23 protein-coding genes are annotated in these 25,688 nt (G+C 47.3%); 13 read left to right on the top strand and 10 right to left on the bottom strand.

Annotation, left to right across the window (positions count from 1 at the left end; genetic code table 11):
• Positions 1 to 23 precede the first annotated feature (23 nt).
• Both D0S45_03145 and D0S45_03140 read left to right on the top strand, forming a co-directional pair.
• Positions 24 to 827, top strand: coding sequence for an AraC family transcriptional regulator (locus D0S45_03145; GenBank protein ID TIH19190.1), 804 nt, complete (start codon positions 24 to 26; stop codon positions 825 to 827).
• Between the two features lie 284 nt (positions 828 to 1,111).
• On the top strand, positions 1,112 to 1,450 hold the full coding sequence (locus D0S45_03140; protein TIH19189.1) for a tRNA-binding protein: 339 nt from the start codon (positions 1,112 to 1,114) through the stop codon (positions 1,448 to 1,450).
• Between the two features lie 157 nt (positions 1,451 to 1,607).
• Here the strand turns inward: D0S45_03140 and D0S45_03135 are convergent, their stop codons facing one another.
• The 4 genes from D0S45_03135 to D0S45_03120 all read right to left on the bottom strand — a co-directional run bounded on the left by D0S45_03135 (position 1,608) and on the right by D0S45_03120 (position 7,587).
• Entirely contained in the window at positions 1,608 to 2,723 is a 1,116-nt protein-coding gene (locus D0S45_03135) for a hydrolase (protein TIH19188.1), read from the bottom strand.
• A gap of 73 nt (positions 2,724 to 2,796) precedes the next feature.
• Positions 2,797 to 5,925, bottom strand: coding sequence for an efflux RND transporter permease subunit (locus D0S45_03130; GenBank protein ID TIH19187.1), 3,129 nt, complete (start codon positions 5,923 to 5,925; stop codon positions 2,797 to 2,799).
• Positions 5,922 to 6,962 (bottom strand): efflux RND transporter periplasmic adaptor subunit, encoded by a 1,041-nt coding sequence (locus D0S45_03125; GenBank protein ID TIH19186.1) that lies wholly within the window; start codon positions 6,960 to 6,962, stop codon positions 5,922 to 5,924. The genes D0S45_03130 and D0S45_03125 overlap by 4 nt, the downstream gene beginning before the upstream one ends.
• A complete protein-coding gene (locus D0S45_03120; protein TIH19185.1) occupies positions 6,952 to 7,587 on the bottom strand; it encodes a TetR/AcrR family transcriptional regulator in 636 nt (211 codons plus the stop codon). The genes D0S45_03125 and D0S45_03120 overlap by 11 nt, the downstream gene beginning before the upstream one ends.
• A 325-nt stretch (positions 7,588 to 7,912) precedes the next feature.
• On the opposite strand from D0S45_03120, the gene D0S45_03115 reads away from it, so the two are divergent.
• On the top strand, positions 7,913 to 9,064 hold the full coding sequence (locus tag D0S45_03115; GenBank protein TIH19184.1) for a Bcr/CflA family efflux MFS transporter: 1,152 nt from the start codon (positions 7,913 to 7,915) through the stop codon (positions 9,062 to 9,064).
• Positions 9,065 to 9,153: 89 nt separating this feature from the next.
• On the opposite strand, the gene D0S45_03110 is transcribed toward D0S45_03115, so the two are convergent.
• On the bottom strand, positions 9,154 to 9,453 hold the full coding sequence (locus tag D0S45_03110) for an antibiotic biosynthesis monooxygenase (GenBank protein ID TIH19183.1): 300 nt from the start codon (positions 9,451 to 9,453) through the stop codon (positions 9,154 to 9,156).
• Positions 9,454 to 9,642: 189 nt separating this feature from the next.
• Here D0S45_03110 and D0S45_03105 point away from each other — a divergent pair, with 189 nt between their 5' ends.
• Positions 9,643 to 10,125 (top strand): methylated-DNA--[protein]-cysteine S-methyltransferase, encoded by a 483-nt coding sequence (locus D0S45_03105; GenBank protein ID TIH19182.1) that lies wholly within the window; start codon positions 9,643 to 9,645, stop codon positions 10,123 to 10,125.
• A 10-nt stretch (positions 10,126 to 10,135) separates the two neighbouring features.
• On the opposite strand, the gene D0S45_03100 is transcribed toward D0S45_03105, so the two are convergent.
• The 3 genes from D0S45_03100 to D0S45_03090 all read right to left on the bottom strand — a co-directional run bounded on the left by D0S45_03100 (position 10,136) and on the right by D0S45_03090 (position 14,366).
• Positions 10,136 to 11,227, bottom strand: a complete 1,092-nt coding sequence (locus D0S45_03100; GenBank protein TIH19181.1) for a tetratricopeptide repeat protein — start codon at positions 11,225 to 11,227, stop codon at positions 10,136 to 10,138.
• Between the two features lie 165 nt (positions 11,228 to 11,392).
• Positions 11,393 to 11,776, bottom strand: a complete 384-nt coding sequence (locus tag D0S45_03095) for a pancreas/duodenum homeobox protein 1 (GenBank protein ID TIH19180.1) — start codon at positions 11,774 to 11,776, stop codon at positions 11,393 to 11,395.
• Between the two features lie 118 nt (positions 11,777 to 11,894).
• Complete coding sequence (locus D0S45_03090) at positions 11,895 to 14,366, bottom strand: PAS domain S-box protein (GenBank protein TIH19179.1); 2,472 nt, start codon at positions 14,364 to 14,366, stop codon at positions 11,895 to 11,897.
• A gap of 272 nt (positions 14,367 to 14,638) precedes the next feature.
• Between D0S45_03090 and D0S45_03085 the strand changes: the two genes are divergently transcribed.
• The 3 genes from D0S45_03085 to D0S45_03075 all read left to right on the top strand — a co-directional run bounded on the left by D0S45_03085 (position 14,639) and on the right by D0S45_03075 (position 18,064).
• The gene (locus tag D0S45_03085; protein ID TIH19178.1) at positions 14,639 to 16,192 is read left to right on the top strand and encodes an SDR family oxidoreductase; all 1,554 of its coding nucleotides are present in this window, start codon (positions 14,639 to 14,641) and stop codon (positions 16,190 to 16,192) included.
• On the top strand, positions 16,185 to 17,531 hold the full coding sequence (phrB, locus tag D0S45_03080; protein TIH19177.1) for a deoxyribodipyrimidine photo-lyase: 1,347 nt from the start codon (positions 16,185 to 16,187) through the stop codon (positions 17,529 to 17,531). Before D0S45_03085 ends, phrB begins: the two co-directional genes overlap by 8 nt.
• 170 nt (positions 17,532 to 17,701) lie before the next feature.
• Entirely contained in the window at positions 17,702 to 18,064 is a 363-nt protein-coding gene (locus tag D0S45_03075; GenBank protein TIH19176.1) for a hypothetical protein, read from the top strand.
• Positions 18,065 to 18,140: 76 nt separating this feature from the next.
• Here D0S45_03075 and D0S45_03070 read toward each other — a convergent pair whose 3' ends face one another.
• Positions 18,141 to 19,079 carry a sugar ABC transporter substrate-binding protein gene (locus D0S45_03070; protein ID TIH19370.1) on the bottom strand — a complete coding sequence of 313 codons (939 nt, stop codon included), beginning with the start codon at positions 19,077 to 19,079 and terminating at the stop codon, positions 18,141 to 18,143.
• A 201-nt stretch (positions 19,080 to 19,280) separates the two neighbouring features.
• Here D0S45_03070 and D0S45_03065 point away from each other — a divergent pair, with 201 nt between their 5' ends.
• The 4 genes from D0S45_03065 to D0S45_03050 all read left to right on the top strand — a co-directional run bounded on the left by D0S45_03065 (position 19,281) and on the right by D0S45_03050 (position 23,082).
• Positions 19,281 to 19,973: a peptidase M15 gene (locus tag D0S45_03065; GenBank protein ID TIH19175.1), complete on the top strand. Its 693-nt coding sequence runs from the start codon at positions 19,281 to 19,283 to the stop codon at positions 19,971 to 19,973.
• Between the two features lie 121 nt (positions 19,974 to 20,094).
• On the top strand, positions 20,095 to 21,189 hold the full coding sequence (gene msrB, locus D0S45_03060) for a peptide-methionine (R)-S-oxide reductase (protein TIH19174.1): 1,095 nt from the start codon (positions 20,095 to 20,097) through the stop codon (positions 21,187 to 21,189).
• A gap of 115 nt (positions 21,190 to 21,304) precedes the next feature.
• A complete protein-coding gene (locus D0S45_03055; GenBank protein TIH19173.1) occupies positions 21,305 to 22,129 on the top strand; it encodes a glycosyltransferase family 2 protein in 825 nt (274 codons plus the stop codon).
• A 20-nt stretch (positions 22,130 to 22,149) separates the two neighbouring features.
• Complete coding sequence (locus tag D0S45_03050) at positions 22,150 to 23,082, top strand: multidrug resistance efflux transporter family protein (protein TIH19172.1); 933 nt, start codon at positions 22,150 to 22,152, stop codon at positions 23,080 to 23,082.
• Here D0S45_03050 and D0S45_03045 read toward each other — a convergent pair.
• On the bottom strand, positions 23,079 to 23,624 hold the full coding sequence (locus D0S45_03045; GenBank protein TIH19171.1) for a cysteine hydrolase: 546 nt from the start codon (positions 23,622 to 23,624) through the stop codon (positions 23,079 to 23,081). The genes D0S45_03050 and D0S45_03045 overlap by 4 nt on opposite strands.
• A gap of 115 nt (positions 23,625 to 23,739) precedes the next feature.
• Between D0S45_03045 and D0S45_03040 the strand changes: the two genes are divergently transcribed.
• Both D0S45_03040 and D0S45_03035 read left to right on the top strand, forming a co-directional pair.
• Positions 23,740 to 24,714 (top strand): helix-turn-helix domain-containing protein, encoded by a 975-nt coding sequence (locus D0S45_03040; GenBank protein TIH19170.1) that lies wholly within the window; start codon positions 23,740 to 23,742, stop codon positions 24,712 to 24,714.
• A gap of 113 nt (positions 24,715 to 24,827) precedes the next feature.
• Positions 24,828 to 25,664: a DUF4198 domain-containing protein gene (locus tag D0S45_03035; protein TIH19169.1), complete on the top strand. Its 837-nt coding sequence runs from the start codon at positions 24,828 to 24,830 to the stop codon at positions 25,662 to 25,664.
• Positions 25,665 to 25,688: the final 24 nt, after the last annotated feature.

Below are 25,688 nucleotides of genomic sequence, written 5' to 3'. Positions count from 1 at the left end.
CAGAAACGGTTTCCATTTATGACATGAAAAATGACGGAAAGATTATCTATTCTTCGCCCGTGGAGGGGCTGGAAGTGCTTTCATGCAGTAGTGGGCGGGAATTTAAAAGCCACCTGCATGACGGCTACGTGCTGTGGCTTAATTCCGAGTCCGGGGAAAATTATAGCCTGAAAGGTTGTTCCGATGTTTTGCAGCCCGGTTCCGTAAGTATAATCGAACCGGAAACCGTCCATTCCAACAGTCCCTGTTGTACCGAGCGCAGGCATTTGCGCAGCTTTTATTTTTCTGAAAAATTCGTCCGTTCGCTCAATCTGAAATTGCTGGGCAGCGAAACTGCATCCTCTCCGTTCCGTAACAAGCTGCTAAAAGATAAGCGGCTCTGGCGTGCTTTATCCGGTTTGCATCATAATCTACTTTATCCCGCTGATCAGTTGGGAGTGGAGGAAGGAATCCTTTCGGTTCTTTCCGGGCTTTACAGCCAAGCAGACGGTAGAGCAATTCTGCCCGGAAGCGAAGATGAGCGGGTAGCAATGATTGTCGATTACCTGCACGCCAATATAGATCGCAACCTGAGTCTTGCGGAACTGGCCGAGCTGGCCGGGTGCACTGAATTTCACCTGATCCGTATTTTCCGCAGCCATAAAGGATTGCCGCCGCACTCTTTTTTGATCCAGTTGCGTCTTGAAAAGGCCCGCGCTTTAATCGCTGCGAATTCTTCAATTGCCGATACCGCCGCACAGTGCGGTTTTTCCGACCAAAGTCATCTGACCCGGCTGTTTAAAATCAGGTACGGACTTACGCCTCGCCAGTATCAGAAAGCATTTTGATGCGCTTCGCGCTTTTTGATAATTTGATTTTGCTTCCGGCGGCTTAGTTCTTTTTGATTCGCCCCGTCCTGGGGCTCACCCCTACGGGGCGTTGCCTGTTCGGCAACGTCCAAATCCGCTTTCCTGTGGATTTGTGTAAAAAAGTTTTTTTGGACTCTTCAAAGTTTTTATTCAGTTTCACTACCTGAATTTTTATAATCGTCCTCTATGTCAATTTTATTCAAGATTCATGATGCCGATACAGCTATTCTTTCCTCACGATAACAATTTCTGAGGAGGAAATAATGGATACAATCAGTTGGAATGATTTTGAAAAGGTAGAACTTAGGGTCGGTAAGATAATCGAAGCGTGTGTTTTTGAAGAAGCGCGAGTTCCCGCTTATATCCTGCATATAGATTTCGGCCTCGGCATCGGGCTGCGTAAATCCAGTGCCCAGATCACTAAACTTTATTCAGTAGAAGAGTTGCCCGGTAAATTAGTCGTAGGTGTGGTCAATTTCCCCAAAAAGCAGATCGGGCCGTTCATGTCCGAATGTTTGGTGACGGGATTTCATGATGAAAATGGAGACGTGGCTTTATGCGTGCCGGATAAGAAGGTGCCGCTTGGTGCCAAGCTTTGCTAAGAAGGTCAAAACTTTAGTAGGCTTTGCCGTTCGTATATTCGAAGGTCGTTTTATCGCGCTATATGCGAAGCAAACTGAAAGGTTCTGAAGGGGATGGGGTCTGGGGAAGGGGAAACTCTTGCAAGAGTTTCCCCTTCCCCAGCCACCGGAGGCAAAGTTAATTAGCAACAGCCAATTTCTGCTGCTTGGACGGTTCCCACCATGCTGAGTGGGTGCTGGAACCGGGGATGCTGATCTCACCCAATTGCGGGGTCAGCAGATTAATCCCTTGTTCTGCGGCCAGAGCAGATACTCTGCGGATGGGCTCATCCCACTTGTGAAAAGCTAAATCGTAGGCTCCCCAATGTACCGGGAGCATGTGTTTCCCACCCAGTTCAATATGTGCCTGTACGGACTCTTCGGGCATCATGTGTACATCCTTCCAGCCTTTGTCATAGGCACCGGACTCAATCATGGTCAGATCGAATGGTCCGTACTTCTGACCGATTTCCTTGAACCGTCCGTCATATCCGCCGTCGCCGGAATAATAAGCGCGATGATTGCTGCCTTTAAAGACAAAGGACGCCCAGAGGGTCTTGAATCTGTCTCCTAGCCCACGCCCGGAAAAATGTTGCGAAGGGGCAGCGATGATTTCCACATCGCGGATGATGATGGATTCGTTCCAGTTCAGCTCAACAATCTGCTCCGGCTTGCAGCCCCACTTGCGCAGGTGGGAACCAACGCCTAATGGGACGATGAACAGCTTCACTTTCGAGGCCAAGTACTTGATGGTACTCATTTCCAGATGGTCGTAATGGTCGTGGGAAATTACTACCGCGTCCACTTCGGGAAGCTCCTCCCGTTTGATGGGCGATGGCTGAAAACGGTTCACCGTGAATGGTACCGGAGATGCGTTTCCGAAAACCGGATCGATGAGCAAACGCACCCCGTCAATGTCGAGGATCATGGATGAATGGCCCAGCCACGCAACCTGTAAATCAGCAGGATCAGGAGAGAATGAATCCTTGGTCAGGTGATAGTATGGCAGTTCTTTGTCCGGGGTGCGGCTCAGGTCAAAGAAAAAATTTATTGCCTTGGCAAAAGTAAATCCTTCGACAGTCATGTTTACCGGGGTCTCGTTGGCGAAGGTCCCATTATGGTAATTGGCTGATTTTTCGTACATTGTGCTTTCCTCCATAGAAGGTGCATGTCCCATCTTGGAGCAGGCCGGGATTCCTATTGAGATCCCGGCCGCTGCCAGCAATGTGAATATGTAAAGTATTATTTTTTTCATTTTTGTGCTCTGCCTGTTAAGTTAATCAATATGAATTTAACAGGTAATTAAACTATGCTCATCATACATTACTCTAATTCTGGGGCTGCGCTGCCAATTTAGCGGCTTTGCGTCTGGCGACCCGTTCCTTCCAGCTTTCCTGCAAAGAACAGAGTGTGGGTACGACCACCAGCGTGAGAACAGTGGCAATTGCCAGTCCGAAGATTACCGCTACGGCCATGGGGCCCCACCATTGTGAGGTTTCGCTACCCATATCGAGGCGCATGTTGATGAAGTCGAAGCTTATTCCGGTTGCCATGGGGATAAGTCCCAGCACGGTGGTGATGGCGGTAAGCAATACCGGGCGGAAGCGGGTCAGTCCGGCTTCAATGAGTGCTTCACGGGCGGAGCGGCCCTGTTCCTTGAGTTGTTCAAAGTAGTCGATAAGCACGATGGCATTGTTGACCACAACCCCTGCAAGGCTGAGCACTCCGACTCCGGTCATGATAACCCCGAAGGCCGTCCCGGTTATGAGCAGCCCGACCATAACCCCGCCAAGGGAGAGGATGACCGCAGTCAGGATGATAAACGGGGTGGCAATGGAGTTGAATTGGGTGACCAGTACTATGAAGATCAGGAACAATGCTCCGGCAAATGCTCGTTCAAGAAATGCCGAGGCCTTAGCCTGTTCTTCCTGTTCTCCGGTGAATTTATATGAATATCCGCGCGGAAGTTCGATGCCGGACACTGCCTTGTTGATGTCTCCAATGACTTCCTCGGCAAGACGGCCCGATACATCGGCGGAAAGGGTAACGACCCTTTTCTGGTCAATGCGGTTGATACCGCCAAGTCCGCCGCCCATGGTCACTTCTGCAAGACTGGTGATGGGCACAGGTTCACCCTTGGGGCCGGATACGGTGATGCGCTTGATGTCCTCAAGGGAATCGCGGTCATGCTTGGGCAGACGGGCGATGATGTCGTATTCGTCCTTGCCTTCGCGATATACCCCGACCTTGAAACCGTTGATGGCGGTCTTTACTGTCTGCGCGATGGTGAAGGCGTCGAGGCCCATTATGGCCGCTTTTTCCTTGTCCACATCTACGCGGATTTCCGGCTTGGCCGAGATGTAGTTGTCCTTGAGGTCAACAAGTCCGGGAATATCCTTGATGCTCCGTTTGAATGCGGCGGCAATGGTTCCAAGCTGACGCAGTTCCTTGCCGTATATTTCCAAGTTAATGGCACTGCCTGTGGGCGGTCCCATTTTTTCCGGCTCGGCACGCACTTCAGCACCACGGATTGAATTCTGCAAGCGGTCACGGATTTCATTGGTGATCTCAGATGAAGGGCGGCTGCGGTCCTGAATGTCTACGTAATCAAGCTTCACAAGGCTGTAATGGGTTCCGATTTCATCGGACTGCCCGGATTCCCCGGTATTGGCGATAACGTATTCGATATCCGGGTATTCAGAGGCTACTTTTTCCACCACTTTTACGAACTGGTCCGAGGCTTCAAGATTCGTCCCCACCGGGGCTTTTATTTTTACGTCGGAACGCTTGGGTTCAGTTTTGGGCAGGAATTCCACGCCGCGCCCGAACATGCCGAAGCTGACCGTGGAAGCGATAAGGAAAACAAAGGAGAAAAGCACCACCAGAAACCTGTGGTCCAGCGACCATTCAAGGATAGGGCGGTAAATTGCTTTGAGGGATTCCATCATGCGGTCGATAAAACCGGGCTTCGTGTTTTCGTCCTGCTTAGGGACACCCTGGAATTTTGCTGAGAGCACCGGGTTGATAACCAGCGCCACGAACAGCGATGCAATCAGGGCGATGATAACGGTTATGGGCAGATAACTCATGAATTCGCCCATGATTCCGGGCCAGAATATCATGGGAAAGAATGCGCCCACAGTGGTCAGGGTGGAGGCGATAACAGGCCAGGCCACCTCGTCTGTGGCATCCATTGCCGCCTGATAGCGGGATTTTCCCATACCCATGTGGCGGTAGATGTTTTCAACCACCACGATTCCGTTATCCACCAGCATACCGAGGCTCAGGATCAGGGAGAAGAGGATAACCATGTTCAAGGTGTAGGAGAAAATATCCAGCACGGTGAAGGTTATCAGCATGGACAGCGGAATTGCCAGCGAGACGAACAGGGCCGAGCGTCCGCCGATAAAGGCGAAAACCACAATGAGTACCAGCAGCAGGCCGGTGATGATGTTGTTCTGCAAATCCGCAACCATCTGGCGGATTTCATCAGACTGGTCGGCGGTGAGGTTGATTTTGAGTGTAGGCGGCAGAATCTGCTGCTCTTCTTTCAGGATATCCTTAACCGTATCAATGATGCGGATGATGTTTTCCCCGGCTCTTTTTTTGACTTCAATGGTTACACTGCGGATTCCGTTGAAGCGGCTTTTGGAGGTCGGGTCTTTGTAATGGTCGCGGATACTGGCGATGTCGCGCAGGTAGATGGGACGTCCGTCTTTCTCGTAGACCACGATTTGATCAATCTCATCCGGGTGCTTGAAATCTTCAGGCACACGTACAAGGTATTTTGATTTGCCGATTTCAACTGATCCGCCGGGGGTGTTCACGTTGGCGTTTTTCAGCGCATTGAGCAGGCTGGAAATAGGAATATTGTAGAAGGCCACGCGGTCCATATCGAATTCCACGTGGATTTCACGTTCAAGACCGCCGATTATTTTTGCATCAAGCACACCCTGCACAGATTCAATGCGGTCTTCAAGCTGTTCGGCAAAGACTTTCATCCGTTTAAGGGAAAACGGTCCTGAGAGAACAACGTTCAGGATGGGCTGTTCCGAAAGGTTGACCTCGTTAATGACCGGTTCGTCAGGCAGGTCTGAGGGCAGGTCCGGCTTGGCCTGATCAACTTTGTCACGCACTTTCTGCAAAGCGTCGTCAATGTCTATATCCGGGTTGAATTCAACCTTGATAATGGAAACTCCGTCATCGGAAATGGAGGAAATCTCCTTGGTCCCGGAAAGTCCTTTCAGTTTGCGCTCAATGGGCATGGTGATCAGGGTCTCCATGTCCTCCGGAGCCACTCCCTCAAAGTTTGTCTGCACAAAAATATAGGGAATGGTGATGTCCGGATCGCTCTCGCGGGGTAGGGATGCGTAGCTTGATATCCCGGCGATGATGATGAACACAAGCAGGACCATTACGGTGGACTGCCTGTTCAATGCTGCCTTGTTGATAATCACTGGGTCACCACCTTGGTACCGTCTTCAACCATGGTGTGTCCGGCTGTGATCAGCTTTTCACCGGCTTTAAGTCCTTTGGTTATCTGGGCACGGTTGCCTTCGATGACACCAAGTTCGATGGTGCGCACTTGGGCTACTCCGTCTTTTTCCACGTAGATGATCCGCTCACCGCCCTGATTGATGATGGCGGATAAGGGAGTGGTTACAGCACCTGTCACAGTGCGGCGGAGCAGGGAAACACGGGCCAGCATGCCAGCGCGGATTTCCCCGTCGGAGTTGTCGGTGATGACTTTTGTTTCAAAGGTTTTGGAAAATTTATCAGCTTTGAAGGATACGAAGTCGATAACTCCGTCCCATGTTTTACCGGGCAGGGCGTCAACGGATACGGTAACCTTCTGACCTTTTTTGATATAGGAAATGTCCATTTCCGGCACGTTGATGAAAGTTTTGATGATGGAAGAATCTACAATATCAACGACCTGAGAACCGACTTCCAGACGTTCCCCAGGGTCAATGTAACGTTTATTGACCACACCGGAGATGGGAGCACGAACAATACCGTACTCCACGTTGACCAGCATTTCCTTGAGCGAAGCTTCGCTCTGTTCAAGCTCGGCCTTGATCTGGTCGTACTCTTCCTGCGCCAGTACTCCTTTGCTAAGCAGTTCTTTGCGGCGGCGCAACTGTCCGGAAGCCAGTTTTTTGGCTGCCTTGGCCTTGTCAAATTTTGCTCCGCTGGAAGCTCCGTCAAGACGGGCAATGAGCTGACCTTTCTTGACGTGATCACCTTCTTTTACGCCCAGCCAGACCACAGTCCCGGCTGATTCGGAAGAAACGCAGACGTCTTTGTCCGGCTGGGTTTCTCCGGGCAGGATCAGCATATCCTTGATGGTCACCGGCATAACTTCAATAGTGCCGACGCGGACAGCTTTTTCCGGGGGCGCGGTGTTGGCTTCGGTCTGTTTATCAGACTCGCAACCGCAGAGGGCCAAAAGAAAAATAGCCAGTGTAAGCGGGATGAAATATTTATTTTGCATGATATGCTTCCTTGATGGCTTTCAGAGAGCCGAGAATGAATGTGGTATAAAAATCGGCCATGAATTCCAGTTTCTCCTCGGATTCAATTTCACCTTCCGGGTAATGGATGATTCCGAGAAAATGGTGAACCAGCACTCCGCTGGCAGCTATATGGGCTTGTCGAAGGATTTCTTCATCTTCGATAGGAGCAAGAATCTCACGAATGATCGGGGTTAGCAGTTCCCCATCAATTTCTTCATGGCACTTGAATAATTCCGGGTCACACTCTTCGGAAACATATTCTTCAAAAAGCAGGCGGATTTTGCTTTTTTTGATTTTCCCCGGATCATCATAGGTGCACAGTGCCCTGAGTTCTCCATAAATATAGGCACGTAAACGTTCTTCAAGTGTTGATGCTTCAGTTATTCCATTGAGTCTGTCCGCGTCCTTGAACATCCCGTCCATCCAGGATTTCAGGACCTGAATATAAAGTTTGCGCTTGTCCCCGAAGTGGTAGTTGATGGCCGCCACATTGGCGTCAGCTTCGGTGCAGATATCGCGCACAGTGGTGGCCTTGAATCCTTTTTCGCAGAAAACCCGGCTGGCGGATTCCAGAATTCTATCTTTGGTGTTTTGGTCGCTCATATATTATCTCCAACAGTGATTTAAACTTTGTTTGAAATCTTGTATGATTGTCGGTTAAGCCAGTCAAGTAAAATCTTAAACAATGTTTTAATCTGTGTTTAGCAATATTGTAAGCATTGCCGGGGTGAAATGTTTGTGAATGGTAAACTGATAAAAAACTGGTCTGCCATGCTGTTTTCAGGTTGACCTGAATTTCTGTCGGGAATAAAGTCTGAATTCATTTTGAACTTCACTCCCACCAGAAAAATCTATTTCCCCAATTTATTTCCTCCATTTATCTGAGTTGATCAGAGCCCATTTAATTTAAAATCGGTACAGTACAGTTATGCCAAATTTTTTGTTTATCACCATGCTGGCGGCTTTCCCCGCCCTTTCCACGGATATGTATCTTCCGGCACTGCCAACCATTCAGGAGCAGTGGGGGATTTCCCTTGCGCAAGTGAACCTGTCGCTGGTCCTGTTTTTCATCCTGTTCAGCTTTTTCATGCTCATTTACGGTCCGCTGTCTGACAAATACGGACGCAAACCGGTGCTTATCTGCGGTGTGGGGATATATGTGCTGGGCAGTCTTCTTTGTGCTCTTTCAACCAATATTTGGTTTCTGGTGGCGGCCCGTATTGTTCAGGCAGCCGGGGCGGCCTCGGCGTCGGCCCTTTCCATGGCATTGGCAAAAGATCTTTATACCGGGACAGAGCGTCAGAAAGTACTGGCCTATATTGGGGTAATTATTCCCCTTTGCCCCATGGTGGCCCCCATGATGGGTAGTATGATGCTTGAATATTTGTCTTGGAAATGGATTTTCGGATGTCAGGCCGTGCTGGCTTCCATGGCATTTTACGGCACTCTTGTGTTCAAAGAACCCGAGTTTGAAAAGACTTCAGGTGGTATCTTGTCCATGTTTTCCCGCTATTTGGTGGTGCTTAAAAATGTTGAATTCAGCACTTACTGCTTTGCTTTTTCTGTTATCGGGGTCGGATTTTTCGGGTTTCTGGCTGGCTCAGCGGATATCTACATTCGCGGGTTCGGGATGAATGAGCAGCAGTATGCCATGTTTTTTGGATTCAATGCCATCGGGTTCATGACCGGATCATTCACCTGTTCAAGGCTTTGCGTTGGCTACTCATCCATGTCTATCCTCAAAGTATCACTGGTCGGGGTAGTGCTGGCCGGCATCGGATTGCTGTTACTTGGCGGGTCGGAATACCTCTTTGCTGCGCCCATGTTTTTAATGACTTTTTCCATCGGGGTCAGCAGGCCAATCAGTAACCATATGATCCTTGAAACTGTGGACCGGGATATCGGTGCGGCTTCGTCATTACTCACCTTTGCCTATTTCATATTCGGTGCAGTTGCCATGGAGCTTATTTCTTTTGACTGGCCTTCAAAGATCAATGTGATTGGTGAAATGGGAATTGTCGGTGGCCTTGTTCCATTGTTTGCGTTGCTTTGGATGGCGCGGAGAAAGCAGAAGGCGTAACATTTTTCTAGGCAAATCAAAGGATATTTGTAAACAAAAGCCCGCGTATGTTTGCGCGGGCTTCGTTACGTGTTTTGTAAATGAAGCAATTATTCAGGAATAGAATCAATCAATTCCATCATTTCAAGTTCACCTTCACCTGCGCTTAGTTCACCGATTTTTTCAACGGCTGCTTTGAAATGTTGGGAATTGGCATGAAAGTCGAACGCAGCCTGATCCTTGAATTTTTCCACAAAGCGGAAAGCACCGGGGGTATCTACCACCCTGTGAAGCCTGTATTCTACTGAACCTTCTTCGGTTGCGGTGGCTTTGACCAGTTCGCGCAGGACTGCTTCAAGTTCCTGCTCCTTGCCTGCTACTGCCTGTACTTTTGCGGTAAGAGTTATCATTTTGTTCTCCATGTTGAATGTTTCATTTCTTGTATGTCAGTTTGTAGAAAATTATGCCATCACATAGATCAACAATTTAGCTGAAAGGGGCGGTTTATTTTTATTTGCATCTTGCAAAATGTTATTTAGTGTCAGTTTGAATATAATTTGCGGAAAAAGAGCAAAAGTAAATAAGGGCAATTAATAGTTATGACCACATTCTATACAAGATTCATGACCCCGCTTTGCGAAATTATTTTGGCCGGAAACGAGGAAGGGCTATCTCACCTGCATATGCAGACCGGAGAAGGGAAGCGAGTTTTTGATATTGCCCCTGATTGGATGCTTAATGATGATTTTTTTATTGATGTCAGGACCCAGATTGAGGCGTTCATGGCGGGGCAGCGGACCGAGTTTGATGTGAAATTGAATCCGCAGGGAACTGATTTTCAGAAGCGGGTCTGGGCGGAACTTTGCAGGATCCCTTGCGGTGAGACACGATCATATAAAGAGGTTGCTATTGCGCTGGGTAATGAAAATGGGAGCAGGGCTGTGGGGACGGCAAATGGGAAAAATCCTGTGCCGCTGATTATTCCTTGCCACCGCGTGATAGCGTCCAATGGCAGTCTGGCAGGATTTGCCCACGGCACAAAAATCAAGCAAAAGCTGTTGGATCTTGAGAAATCAAATTAAGGTCTCGAAATTATTCCTCAAGTTCGTCGTCAATTTCTACTTTCGGATAGTTTTCTTCCGGGGTGGGATTCTCTTTCTCCTGTTTTTCAATCAATTTGACGATCTGTGAATGCATATTCCTTGCGGGTTCGAGACTGGAATCAAGACGCAGGCTGAGCTCTGTGTAATTCAGTGCGCTTTCGTAGTCCTCAGCATAAGTGTATGCACGGGCCATGTTATAATAAAGATTGGCGTCATTGGGAGTAAAGGTACAGGCCTGATGGTAGGCTTTGATGGCTCCGTGATAATCCCCGTCTTTGCGGAGTTTTACTCCGAGGCGGTTAAATGGGTTTACTGCGTCAGGTTCGTTTTTAAGAATTTCAATGAACAGATCCTTGACGTCATCAAGCTTGTCCTGAACAGCGTATATATCCGCAGCCTTGGTCAGGAATTCCTGATAATTGCCCATGTCGCCCTTGCCTTTGTATGCATCGGCAATTCCTTTGTAAGCCTCGGCATACATTTCATTGAGGGCGATGGCCTTGTTAAAGGCGATGATGGCCTTGCCGAATTTGTCCTGTGAAAGGAAATTTAAACCCTTATCAAAATATTCTTCAGCGGGGTTTTTATCCGCATCAGTTACTTCATCAATGATTTCGGAAAAACTGTCGATAGCTTCATCAAAACTTCCGTTAGCTACGAGATCCCAAGAGGATGTAAGCAGTTCTTTTTCAATTTCATCGGGACTGACACTCATGTACGCGGCAAAGACGTGACGTTTGAGGGTCTCCATGCTGTAGGGGCGCAGCACATAGCCCCCGACTCCGGCAGCAATGGAGTTGAGTACGGATTCCTTGCGTTTATCCGGGGTGACCATGATTACCGGAAGTGAGCGCATGGCATGCTTGCGCATCTTCCTTACACAGTCCGCACCGGACGCATCATGCAAAGATTCGTCAACAAGTGCGACATCAATTTCTCCATTTTCCAGTGCGGTGATAGCATTATCCCACGTGGAATAAACATATATATCAGATGCTCCAAGTCCGACCAAAGTCAGTCTGTCATTGGATATGTGCTTGGAATTATTGGAAAAAATACCATAGCGAAGTTCTTCAAGCATTCCCCGCTCCTGAAGTGGTTAATTTAACAATATATTACCTTTTCGTCAGGTTTGATTCAACTAAATTTCTATTATATTTACGTGATTTTGTTTTTAAGTGAGTAAAGGCCCGCGTCCCTTTGTGGCGGGAGCGGGCCTGATTTGAATCAAACACGATAAATTACGCTAACTTAGGCTGATGGAAAGCGGAATTACATGTAGTTCTCTGCTTTTCTCTTGGGTGGCACCAAGTTTCCAGCTTACATTTTCCGGTTTGCCTAAAGTTTCGCCTACTTTTTCAGCTACACCCTGGATGTTGATAATCGGATGGCGTGAGAAAACCTGCGGCAATCCGTAAGTCAGATTGCAGGCCAGACAGCAGCCTGGGCGCTGCTTAAGCTGTAGTTCGAAATGAACTGTATCGCCGTTATCACCAGCGTAAGCGAGTGAAATATCATAGCTACCTTCCTCGGCATCGCCGAAAAGAGCTTCGAAAAAATCATTGGTTTTGTTTTTCGGGAAAAGGGTAGTCATCATTTCTTGATTAAAAACATCGGCATATTGAGTCATAATAACTCCGGTCATTTGTTTTCGTTCTATTTGAGTAATCCGCCAAGTTACAATAGATGCCTTTGAAAATGCCTTTGTGTCAACTGTTTCAGGAGGTACTTCTGGCTGACTGAACGGGTTAAGTCCTGCGTGCTGTTCCTGCAAGAATTTTTTTTAGATCATCCATTTCATACGGTTTACAAAGGTAGCCATTGACTCCGGCCTCAAGGGCGGAATATCTGCTCTCCTTATTCGCATGGGCGGAAAGGGCAATGATGGGGATTTCTCTAACTTTAATGAACTCTGTTGATGTGCGGATGGTCCGGGTTGCTTCAAGGCCATCCATGACCGGCATCTGAATATCCATGAGGATTACATCAAAACGATTCCTGCTTAAGGTGTTAAGGCAGTCGGCTCCATTTTCTGCACAGCTGACTTCATGCCCCATTCTTTCGAGCAGTTTGCGGGCCATCATTCTATTGACCGGTTCGTCTTCTACCAGCAGGATTTTGAGTTTAGATATTTTTTCGGTACTGTCTGTCTGTTTGATCTTTTCGGTTTTGTATGATTTTGAGATTTTGAGGGGAATATTAAAATTAACAGTGGTCCCCTCGTCAGGTGAGCTTTCTATTTCTATGGACCCGTCCATAAGTTCAATAAGTCTTTTTACAATGGAGAGTCCTAGTCCTGCACCTTTGTAGCGGCGGGAAAGTGAGCCGTCCACCTGTGTAAATGAATCAAAGATCCGCTCATGATAAGTTTTGGGTATACCCACTCCCGTATCACGCACCGTGAAAGAAATATTGAGTTTTCCATGGCAGGTTACCGGGGCAGGTTTTACTATAATTTCCACGGTCCCTTGGTCTGTAAATTTAATACCATTCCCGATCAGGTTGAACAGAATTTGCCTGATGCGACCTTCATCTCCTAAATAGAATCCTTCCACTTCTGGATGGATGGAATATGATAGAACAAGGCCTTTTTCATCGGCTTGAAGCTTGAATAGGTTTGCACTTTCCAGCAGTAGATCGTTTAGGGAGAAGTTTTCTTCAAAAAGATCAAGAGTACCCATTTCCACTTTTGATAGGTCCAGAATATCATTAAGAACCCGGAGCAGATTTCGTGATGATTGCAGAGCCACATCGATGCAATTCTTGTGTTCTGGCTTCAAATCCGTTGAGTCCATGACCTGTAGCATACCCATGACTCCGTTGAGTGGAGTCCTAATCTCATGGCTGATATTAGCCAGGAATTCGTCCTTGGCCTTGTTGGCTAGTATGGCTTCTTCTTTGGCCTCGGAAAGCTCTTTTTCATCTTGCAGCCGTTTAGTTATGTCATGGATTATGGATATGAGGAGAGTTTTTTCTTTGTGTTTGAAAGGACCTGAGAATACTTCAACATCCTTTATCGTTCCGTCTATGCAACGGTGCTTAAATATGTATTTGCTCAATTGCTTGGATTTGGCTTTGTGCATTCTTGCCTTGAGTTCATCCCGCGGCAGTTGGTTTAGATCGTAAACAGTTTTTGTTTTTAGTTCGTTACGGGAATAACCGTAGAAGTTGGCTGAGGCCCTATTGGTATCGAGTATTCTACCGTTTTCAGGGTCAATGATGAACATTGCTGAGTGGTTGTCCTCAAAAAAAGCGCGGTATTGTTCTTCACTTGCCCTGATGGTGGAATCATACTTTTTTCGTTCTATGGCCAAGGCTATCTGGTGGGAGCAGGCTGAAAAAAGCTGAATGTCTTCTTCTGAAAAAATGTCGGGATCATTGTAGTCCTGAATAACCAACACTCCTATGGGGGTATTATGAACTTGCATGGGAACCCCTATCCATATTTCCGGAATCCGGCCGGCTACTTCCAACGCACCGTCTGCAATATAGTCAGTTATAGTTAGGCGGTCCAAGCGGATAATTTCGTTTTTCTGGATAGGCAACAGGCTGATTCTGTTGTTCGTCGGATCGTAAATATTTTGAATAGGCGGATAGTCAGCAAATCCCTCGTCAACGCAATAAGTGAAGACCAATTTATCCTGTTCCGGCTCAATTAGGGCGATGTAGAAGTTTTTAGCATTGAGCTTTTCAAGCATTATTACATGGATTGAGCGCATCAACTCACTTAAGGTATTGGCCGAATTGAACTGACAGGTAATTTCATGGAGCAGAGACTGGAGCTGTTTGCTGCGTTCAAGTTCTCTTTCTTTGAGAGTTCTTTCGGTTATATCTTCAGCGTAAATGGCCACCCGCACGACTTTTCCATCTTCAAGAATGGGGTAGTGGGAGTGTTTTATAATCCTGTCGCCTCGCATATCCTGAAATTTTGTGGGCTTCCCACTTTCAATTACTTGGTCAAAGAATTTTCGTCTTGAGCTGGCCAGTTCAGGTGCTAGGTAGCTAAATATATTCTTTCCGGTCAGTTTTTGGGGGGTTGTTTTTAGAATTTTTGCAACGGTACGATTGACGTGGATAACTGTTCCGTCACTTTCAAGAAGAAGTATGGACTGAGTGTTTGCGTCAAGAAGTGCTTTTAAGTTTCTTTCCGCGTCTAGAGCCTGCTGCCGGGCTTTTTTCAGTTCTTCCTGTGATGACATAATATTTACCGAACCATCCATGAAAGCAATTGCGTTTGGAGAAGTTGCCGTGAATTTTTATAATATTATATAATTGAGTGATTTTCCATTAAAGACTTGAGAAAAAGTATTTGTAAAGTTCCATTATTTAGGATGGTTTTCATTTTGTATATGAGTTATTTTGCATAAAAGATAAATTCTTAATTGCGGAAGTCGGTGATTGTCCGGTTACCACGCTTAATCATTCTGTCCGTAAAGATGAAAAGGTGTATCTTATTTAAATCCGTATTCAGCTGAACTCATGCTGAGGAACCATGTCTGATCGTCAAAATAATTTGATTTGCGTGTTAGGGGCCACCGGGTATGTGGGTGGGCGTCTTGTTCCGCAACTTCTGGATAAGGGTTGGAAAGTCAGAGCCGTGGGGCGATCAAAAGCAAAACTACGTACCCGTCCGTACAGTTTTCATGAAAATTGTGAACTTGCCGAGGCCGATCTTTTTGATAGCGAATCCTTGCGGGCAGCTTTGCAAGGCTGTTCCGCTGTTTATTATTTGGTGCACTCAATGCAGCCGGGCAGTTCTGATTTTGCAAAACAAGACCGGATTGCCGCTCAGAATACCGTTTCTGCCGCAGAGCGGGTGGGAGTGAAGAGGATAATTTATCTTGGTGGTATGGTGCCTGACGATCCGAACATCAGCCTTCACCTTAAATCAAGAGCCGAGGTTGGCGATATCCTTTCCAAGGGAAGTGTCTCCTGTACCACATTAAAGGCGGCAGTCATTCTCGGGTCCGGTAGTGCTTCATTTGAAATTCTGCGTTATCTGGTGGACCGCCTTCCTGTAATGATCACCCCACGCTGGGTGCGTACCGAAAGTCAGCCTATCAGTATTCGCGATGTTTTGTTTTATCTTTCCGGATGCCTTGAGCATCCTGAAACTGCCGGTGAGAGTTATGATATCGGCGGGCCGTTTTTCGAAACATATGAAAAGTTATTTCGCATTTACCAGCAGGAGGCCGGGTTGCGTAGGCGGCTTATCCTCCCGGTCCCATTTGTTTCACCTAAGTTGTCATCATACTGGCTGGGGTTTGTTTCTCCGGTTCCTGTCTCACTTGCGGTTCCGCTGGTTATGGGGTTGCGTAACCGGGTTGTCTGTAAGGATTATCGTATCCGCGAGATCATGCCCCATGAATTGACTGATTGCCGCACCGCCATCCGTCGCGCTCTTAATAAAGTACAGCAGGAGGTGGTCGATACCTGTTGGTCTGACGCTGGGACTATTGAAACCCCGGAGTGGGCCATCTGCGGTGATGCCGGATATTCCGGGGGGACAGTTTATCATTCCGCGTACAGGATTAAGTTGGAGGGATGTGCGGACGACCTTTGGAACAAGATTATCTCCATCGGCGGTGATGAAGGCTGGTATTGCTGCAACTATCTCTGGTCCCTGCGGGGGTGGCTGGATAAGTTTTTTGGAGGCGTGGGCTTGCGGCGCGGTCGCAGACATCCTTCAGAGGTCAGCATTGGCGATGCCCTTGACTTCTGGCGGGTACTGGATGTTCAGCCCTGTGAAAGGCTGCTTCTACTTGCTGAGATGAAGTTGCCTGGAGAGGCCTTGCTTGAATTCAGTCTTGAAAAGACATTGGTCGGGGATACCGAATTGACAATGACCGCACGGTTCCTGCCTCGCGGCTTGGGGGGAATTCTTTACTGGTGGGCGGTTTATCCGTTTCATGCGCTTGTTTTTAAAGGGATGGCTCGTTCGTTGGCTGAGAAAAGCGGTTGTCGTATAATGGAAGGCCCGGAGCTTCTGGAAGGCCCGGCTCCGCGCTGTCGTCTTCCCGGTAACAAGGGCGGGGTAAATGATTAAAGTAGACGGCAGGAGAATTCATCAGCTCAATTCTGCTGAAAAATCTGATGGGCCGATAATTTACTGGATGAGCCGGGAACAACGCGTTCGTGACAATTGGGGGTTGCTTCATGCTTATGAACTTACCGAGGGCAGAGTTCCTCTAATCGTTGTCTTTTGTCTTGCTCCGTCATTTTTGGGAGCGACCCTGCGTCATTATGACTTTATGCTTAAGGGATTGCAGCAGGTTGAGAGGGATTTGAGGTGTTTGGGCTATGATTTTGTCCTGCTAAGCGGAGCCCCGGATAAAGTATTGCCGGAATTTGTCAGTAAGGTCAGGGCAGGGGCGGTGGTTACTGACTTTGATCCTCTGCGCATCAAGCGACAATGGCAGGATAATCTTAGTCGAATCATTAATATTCCGTTAATCGAGGTAGATGGGCATAATGTGGTGCCGGTTCGTTTTGTTACCGACAAGCGGGAGTATGGAGCACGAACTATCAGGCCGAAGATTCATAGACAGCTTCCAGAGTTTTTGGAGGAATTTCCAGAGTTTGGTCCAAACGGGATAAGAGGAGATAATTTTCCTGCCGTAGATTGGGAGCAGGTAAGAAAATGTATTGTCGTTGACGAATTAGTCGGTCCCGTTGACCTTCCTTCCGGCGAAGCTTTTGCCCATGCGGCATTAAATGAGTTTGTGGCTTACGGACTTGGGGATTATGCCGATAAACGAAATGACCCTAATGCCGAAGCAACCTCACGACTTTCAGCCTATTATCATTTTGGGCAGCTTGCTCCGCAGCGGGCTGCATTGATTGTCGCTGACTGTCTTCCGGGAGAGGGAGCGCAGTCATATCTCGAAGAACTCATCGTCCGTCGTGAACTTGCGGATAATTTTTGCTTGCATACTCCGAATTATGATTCGCTGGATTCAGCCCCAGAGTGGGCGTTGAAGACTTTAGCGGAGCACTCTGCCGATGCTCGGGCCTACCTTTATACTTATGATTATTTCGAGCAGTCCCGCACCCATTCCGCGCTTTGGAATGCAGCCCAGAATCAAATGGTGCGATCAGGATTCATGCATGGTTACATGCGTATGTTTTGGGCCAAGAAGATTTTGGAATGGTCAGCATCACCGGAAGATGCTTTAAAAATCACCATAGCTCTTAATGATCGTTATGAACTGGATGGGCGTGATCCTAATGGTTACGTGGGGGCGCTTTGGTCCGTTGCGGGTCTGCATGACCGAGGATGGAAAAAACGTCCTGTATTTGGTTCTATCCGCTATATGAATGAGCGGGGGTGCCGCCGGAAATTTGATGTTGATACATATATTGAGAAATGGAACTCTGTTGTATGAGAAATAAGAGCTACGTATTGGTTTGTAGTGCGTGCCCGCTTTTTTTGAGAAGATAAGTTCAGTAATTATGAATATTTATCAGAATGGGTGTTTTTTTAAAAAATAATGTGGATATGTGTATTCTATGTTAGAATTAAGAGGTTTCTAAATCTATTATTTGGAGGTCTCTTATGGCTAATATGGACTATCCCGGACCTTGTCCCAGTTGTGTCGGTATTGACGGTTGCAGCACTGAAGAAGCAAAAAAACAGGCTGTAAATCATTACTGCAAGGGCTTGGAAATGGAGCTTAATTCTTGGAAAGCTCGTCTTTATGATGTTTTGGCTGATGATAAGTCCGAAAGTCTCAAAGATCAGATTATAATGCTCAAGTCGACTATGAGAGAACTGGAGGCAGTAGTGGAGCAAATGCAGGAGATTTGTCCTACCAGTCTTGGAGAGCAGGAAAAAATGATTTCCGGTAAACTGGAAGATTTGCGGGTCCATTACACCAAAGCCATGGAAGTTCTGGCTCCAGGCTGGTTCGGTGGCTGATTGCGGTTAAAGTCTATGATTAAGAGGGCCGGTCTGTTGTTGACTGGCCTTTTTTATTTTCAGATTTACGCTTTTATCAGTTAAAGCAGATAGCGCAGTGGGATTTTTCATCTGTAGACAGTTTTCGCAGACAGCGCAGGGTTAAAGAAAGCTCTAAATTGTCTTTGGTTATTATAGTTGTCGGGCTTTCCATTTGTTTTGGAATATTTATGCCATTGATCAGATCAACTGCAGTTTTAATTCCGAAGTAGCCCATCGCGTATGGTTTTTGAGTGATCAGGGCTTGAATTTTATTATTTTTGATCCCTTGGAGAAGTTTCTTATTATAATCGGAAGCCACAAAAGGGATATTCTGTTCTATTTGTTTTTCCAGAACATGAAGAACTCCATCGGATGTGGGTTCGTTAACCGCAAATATTCCAGCAATATCGGGGATTGTTGATAAGATTTCTTCTACTGCAATTCTTGTTTCTCTTGCACTGCCGTCTCTCATATGCAGCCTGATAATTGTCCTGCCTGGATCTAGCTGGGCAATCCTATTTATAAATCCATTTTCCCGAGAAAAAGAAGCTCCGTTTGTTGATGCATGTCCTACCAACAGTAGCGAACCTTTGTTTTTTATATTTTCGAAGAGCAGTTCAGCTCCATGTTCTCCTGCTTTGTAGTTGTTTGTCGCAATATAGCAATGTGGAGAGTCTGTTGTTACCGGAGAATCTATGACAATTACACTTATTCCTGCATTGACAGCTTTCTCAATGTCTTTATTGAGTGCTGTTTTGTCTGCCGGGGCAAGAACAATAGCGTCCACTTTTTGTTTAGTGTAGTGTTTAAGCAGGTATTGCTGCGCCTTAGCTCTGTTTTCAACTCTGGGGCCGCGCCAGATAAGATTGATGTCGTGATCTTTTATGGCTTCGTGGGCGCCGGTGCAGACAATTTTCCAGAAGTTGAGGATAGTGGCTTTGGGAATTACTACTATTGTTTTTTGCGCATGGCTTGCACATGGAAAGCACAGTATGTAAATAGCAAGTATTAAGCTCGTAATCAGTCTGCATATTGAAACATGCTTATCGGGGTGGGCCTGTTGAGTTGATTTTCTCATTCTAATTGGAACCATCTTTGTTGAACTGACTGATTTATAAAAAAAGTATATTCATTTGGGTTTTCCCGCAACGGATTTTGTCAGGATTCATAGTTGTTGTGGGAAATAGGAGGGTTGATGCGTTTTATAAAAAGGATCATATTGTTTGTTGTTCTGAGTGCGCTTTTGCCGGTGGCGGTTGCTTTTAGTGGTGGAAATGAGTTGCCGGATGAGTTTTGTTATCTTGATAAAATTATTCCTGATGCTGTTTATGATGCCCGTTATTTCAGCAGCAATAATTTTGTCGGTGAACCTATCGACGGTTATCATGTTTCGCGCATCATCCTCACTCGTGATGCTGCCGCAGCCCTTGCCGGGGTGCAAAATGATCTTGCTCCGTTCGGTCTGGGGTTGAAGATTTTTGACGGCTACCGCCCACAGGATGCTGTGCTTCATTTTGTGCGCTGGGCAAAGGATCTGGGCGATATCCGTATGAAGCAGCAATACTACCCGGATGTGCAGAAAAAGAATCTTTTTCGAGACGGGTACATTGCTGCAAAATCCGGCCATTCCAGAGGTTCCACTGTGGACCTGACTATTATTGACCTTAAGACTGGGCAAGAACTGGATATGGGGACGGGTTTTGATTATTTCGGCCCCAAATCATGGCCGAATAACAAAGATATGAGTTTGCAAGTACGGGCCAACCGCGCTCTACTGCGCGAGACAATGGTCCGTAACGGATTCAAGCCTCTGAAGGAAGAGTGGTGGCATTTTACACTTGAATTTGAACCTTTTGCAGAAACTTATTTCAATTTCTCAGTCAAGTAGCGGAACTTCAAAGATTGATTCAGTAAAGCGCAGTCCTTCCGGGCTGCGTTTTTTTTATTGAATTGACACTTTTTAGTAAGAACTTATTTTGTTAGTAATAATTCCTAGTAGAGGGGTGTTTATGATAAAATTACTGTCAGTACTTTTACTTGTTGTTTTGGGTGCGGGTCAGGCGTTTGCCACTGAAAATAAGGGGGAAGAAAATATGCAGAAAGTAGTGGAAAACCATGAAATTGCAACTCTTGCCGGGGGCTGTTTCTGGTGCGTTGAGTCTGATTTGGAAAAAGTGCCCGGTGTGCTTGAAGTCGTTTCCGGTTATTCCGGCGGGCATGTAGAAGACCCTACCTATGAGCAGGTCAGTGCCGGGAATACTGGACATCTGGAAGTTGTTCAGGTTCGCTTTGACCCTAAGCAGGTAAGTTATGAAGAAATCCTGCGGATATTCCTAAAGCACCATGACCCCACTGATCCGGGGGGATCATTTAACGACCGGGGCAGACAGTATACGTCGGCTGTTTTTTATCACACCGATGAGCAGAGGGAGATTGCCGGGCTGGTGTTGGCAGATATGGATGATTCTGGTGTTTTTGATCGTCCTCTTGCCACAAAGTTACTGCCTTTTGAAAAGTTTTACCGGGCCGAGGAATACCATCAGGATTACTACAAGAAAAATCCTGTACGCTACAATTGGTACCGCTTCATGTCCGGTCGGGATTCATTTATAGAGGAGCATTGGAACGAAAAGGAAGGCCGCAATGATTCTGCTGGCGAAGTTGACGGTTACAAGCGTCCCGATGATGCACAGCTTAAGGAAATATTGACGCCAATACAGTTCAAGGTGGTTCGCGAGGATGGCACTGAGCCTGCGTTCAGCAATGAGTTCTGGGATAATCACCAAGAAGGCATTTACGTGGATATTGTTTCCGGTGAGCCTCTTTTCAGTTCGCGTGATAAGTTTGATTCCGGTACGGGCTGGCCCAGCTTTACCCGGCCTATTGCAGAGCAGGGTGTGGTTGAAAAGAAGGACCGTTCTTTTTTTATGACCCGCATTGAGGTTCGTTCCCGCAAGGCGGATTCCCATCTGGGGCATGTTTTTGATGACGGACCCCAGCCCACAGGATTGCGTTATTGCATCAATTCCGCATCTCTCAGGTTTGTTCCAGTAGGAGAGCTGGAAGCCGAAGGGTACGGAGAATATTTGAAGCAGTTCAAGTAACAGACAGCAGCCCGGAACAATGAATGTTTCGGGCTGATTGATTTTAAACGGTTTCCAATTACAGTCGGGTGGTGTATCTATTCTGAAAAAGATCTTCCAGAATGGATATATCCGAATGACCCTGCTTTCCATCATCATACCTAATTATAATTACGGACGTTTTGCTGACCGTTTCTTCGGTTCTCTGGCTGCGCAGACCATGTCTCTTGCGGATGTGGAAGTCATTTTTGTGGATGACGGCAGCAGCGATGATTCTCTTAAACAGGCCCGTAAATGGGCTCTAGAGATTGAGTGCCTTGAATTCAAAATCCTGACCCCGCCGAGGTCCGGCAGGCCCGGTCCGGTGCGCAACCACGGTTTGGAGCAGGCCACGGGCAAATATTTGCTCTGCTTTGATCCTGATGATGAGCTGCTACCGGAATTTCTGGCAACCTGTATTGGTTTTTTGGAAGCCAATCCGAAAATTTCTGTCGTTTTCAGCGACTATCTTGAAACCAGTCCGCATAAGTCCTTCCATCGTTCCCTGCCGGATTTTAATCCTCTTCATTTGCGGACCCAGAACACCATTGCAACAGCCGCACTTTATCGCCGGGAATTGTGGGACGGAGGCGTTCGCTACCGGGACAACACCGTTTATGAAGATTGGGAGTATTGGGTGCAGTGTTTGATGGCCGGAGGCAAATTTAAGCGTATTGGACAGCCCCTCTATATTCATCATGTGCACGAGAGCAATTTTTCCCATCAGGCGGAAAAAGAGGACGGCGCAGCCAAGGCCCGCATTGTTTTGAATAATCCCGGATTTTTCCACCAGTCCGTAGTCCTGTGGGCCAATGAGCATTTGCGCGGGCGTGCCCATGCTCCTTCTTTTCAGCGAGGCTACATTCCTACTGCTGACGATCTCCTGAAGCTTTCAGCCACGATCAGGAACAGCGAGATATAAACGTATTCACGGAGATTTTAATGCAGATTATCCTGACCGGAGTTCTTGCGGCTTTGTTCTTCAGCACCACTTTTGTACTTAACCGGGCCATGAGTATTGAGGGCGGGCATTGGGTTTGGTCAGCCAGCCTGCGCTATTTTTGGATGTTGGGATTTCTTTTTGTCGGTCTGGGGATTTTTCGTCGTAAACTGTTAGTCCGTTCTTTCAAACTTTATCTTAAACATTTGAAGTTCTGGACTCTTGCTGGTGGGGTCGGATTCGGTGTTTTTTACGCCCTGATCACCTTCAGCGCGTCATACACACCCGGCTGGGTTGTGGCCGCCACATGGCAGACCACCATCCTTGCCACACCGTTGGTTTTGTTGGGATTCGGCAAGAAGATCCCCTTGCGGGCAATGTTGTTGACCCTGATAATCTTCGCCGGAGTGCTGCTGGTTAATATTGAGAGTATGGAGCAAAGTTCGTTGAACGCTGTCCTGTTTGGGGCGATTCCTGTGTTTATCGCCGCTTTTGCCTATCCTTTCGGGAATCAGCTGGTCTGGGAAGCACGTAACGGCGGTAGCGGGCGCATTCCAGCTCTGGATGATCCGGCTATGGATGATCCGTTCTGCCGCGTATTATTGCTGACTCTTGGTTCCTTGCCTCTCTGGGCCGGGCTGATTCTTTTTACCCAGCCTCCATTGCCCCAAAGCGGGCAGATTTTTAATACCGCTCTTGTTGCTATATTTTCCGGCATTGCCGCGACCAGTCTGTTTCTCTACGCCCGACACAAGGCCCGGAACGCAGCTGAACTGGCCGCAGCAGATTGCACTCAATCCATGGAAGTGCTTTTTTCGCTAGCCGGGGAGGTCGTTCTTCTACATGGAATCCTGCCCGGAATGCTGGGCTGGTCCGGTATCGGACTGACCATGCTGGGACTCGTACTTTATATTCGGGTCCAGAATGTGCGCTAAGCTATAAATTCTTCCGCGCTGACCATTTGCGCATAGAACATACCAAGTGAACCCATAAATCCTGCATGGACTTCAGCTGCCCCGGCTTTCACTCCATCAAATTCAAGGCTGGCCCCGCAGCATGCGTCATGCACAACTGTGCATTTGTAGCCCATGTCCGCAGCTGCCCGGGTGGTGGCGTCCACGCACATGTTGCTCATCATTCCGGTTATCACCAATTCTTCTACTTCCAGCGCTTTGAGTTCAGCCTTAAGGTTGGTTTCCCGAAAGCTGTTGGGAAAATTCTTAAGAATTACAGTTTCGGTTTCCTGCGGTTTGACGCAGTTGTGGATTTCAGCCCCTTTGGTTTCAGGCAGAAAGAAGAATGCTCCTTCTTTTACGGAAATATGCTGGATGTGGATTACTGATTGTCCGGTATTCCTGAAATATTCGAGGGTTTTTGCAGCCTTGGCCCCGGCTTTTTCGCTGTTGTCGAGGGGGAATTTTCCGCCGGGGAAATAGTCGTTCTGGATATCAATGATGATGAGTGCTCTTTTGCTCATTATATTCTCCTTGGTGAAGATTTGCGTTCAAGTTGATTTCATGCTGACAGAATCGCCATAAATATTAAGTGGCAGTATTGACAATAACCATGCTGAAAAGGACAATGCGGACATTATGAATGTTGCAGTTCTTGCTTATGATAATTGTCTGGTCAGTGCGGTTTCCGGGGTGCTTGAAATTCTGAGTATCGCTAATTCACTTGCGCTGGAGTCCGGTTGCGACGAGCAGTTTAGCGGTTTGGAAATAGTCAGCCCGGACGGGAAAAGCGTAACCGGATATGTGGGGATTCCTTTGCTTGTCAGCGGGAGTATTCAGGATGTTAAGCCCGATATTCTGGTCATTCCTCCGGTTTTTGGTGAAGTCGGGGTGCTGCTGGAAAACGTACCGCTCATAGAACGCATTACTGAGCTTGCGAGGAAAGGGACTGTTCTTGCCTCGGCTTGTGCCGGATCATTTCTTATTGCGCAGGCCGGATTACTGGAAGGCAAACCTGCCACTACTCACTGGAAGTTAGCCCCGGATTTTGAGAATCGTTTTGAAAACGTGAATCTTCAAGCCCGGCGCATGCTTATCGACGGTGGAAGCTATATCTGTGCCGGGGGAGCAATGGCTTGGCAGGATCTTGCCTTGCACATAGTTGCCCGGTTTATGAGCAGGGAAATCTCCTCAGCTTGCGCCAAGGTGCTGGTTATGGATTCCACCCGTGATGTGCAGACTCCCTATTTTATGTTCGAAAGCAAGTCTGTGGAGGGAGGTTTTGCGGATAAGGAAATTATCCGGGTTCAGGAGTGGATGCAGGAGAACTATCAGTTCGCATCAAATATAAAGTCTTTGGCCGTAAGGGCGGGCCTTGGTGAGCGAACATTTCTACGCCGTTTTAAACGGTCCACAGGTATGACTCCCAACAATTATTTACAGCAGTTACGTATTGAGGCTGCCCGTCACTTGCTTGAGGTAAGCTCCAAGGGAGTGGAGGAAATTACCTCGCTGGTCGGCTATGATAATCCATCATCATTTCGTAGGTTGTTCAAGACTATGACGGGCTTAAGTCCACGTGAATACCGCAGCCGTTTTAGCAGATTGGGCTAGTCCTATCTTTTATGTCGAATAGAGAGTTAGTGTTTAGTCCTTGAAAATGAAAACGAATTTCGTTACCTGTCACTAACCTCGTGTAACTGTAACAAGTAAATTAGGATCGACAGATGTTTAAAAAATTGCTCTCATTTATTTTGGTTTTCAGTGTGCTTGTTCCTGCTGCGGCTTCAGCCCATTCCTTGTATATTCAGGCTGGGCGTTACCATGTTGACGAAGGAAAAAAGTCACCGCTGTTTTTTTGCTACGGTCATCATATCCCGGTTGATGATGCTGTGCGCATGAAAAAGCTTAATCACATTACGGTGCAGAAGCCTGATTCCAATACTTACGGGATTAAGCTTCGGGATGAAAAATCATTGCACTCATATATTATTGATTACGACATGCCCGGAACATATGTTCTGACCGCTGCCACTAATCCCGGTCATTTTACAACTTGGCTGGATAAGAAAGAGCGCAAGCGTCATTCCATCAAGCCCATGAGCAGCGTGGCTGATCGGGCTTCAAAGATTGTGACCAGCTTGCGCAGTAGTCAGTGGACCAAGACTTACGTGGTCTGCGAAAATCCTTCCGCAGTGTTCCCGGCAGTTGTGGGTATGCCCATGGAACTGGTCCCTGCACAGGATGTGTCTATGCTCAAGAAAGGTGAGGTGCTGGAAATGCAGGTCTACATGGACGGCAAACCCTACCATGGTGACGGCTATTGGGATGCAACCTACAACGGTTTTTCCACTCAGTCTGAGGATATGTACATCCAGCGTCAGGAGATTTCAGATGGCAAAATAAAGTTGCCCATTGATGTGACCGGAAGATGGTTTGTGCGTTTCTTCACCAAGAAGAAGCCGGCAAAAGCAAGCCCAGATTTCTTACAGGAGAAGAAAACGGCAACTTTGGTTTTCGAAGTGCCTAACGAGCGTATACGGTCTAAACTTGATAGTCATTAAATAAACTTTCCAGCGGCGATGCCC

Source organism: Marinifilum sp. JC120 (assembly GCA_004923195.1).
Classification (GTDB): Bacteria; Desulfobacterota; Desulfovibrionia; order Desulfovibrionales; family Desulfovibrionaceae; genus Maridesulfovibrio.
The sequence above is the reverse complement of the archived record's forward strand: the minus strand, read 5'-3'. Positions and strand labels throughout refer to the sequence as shown.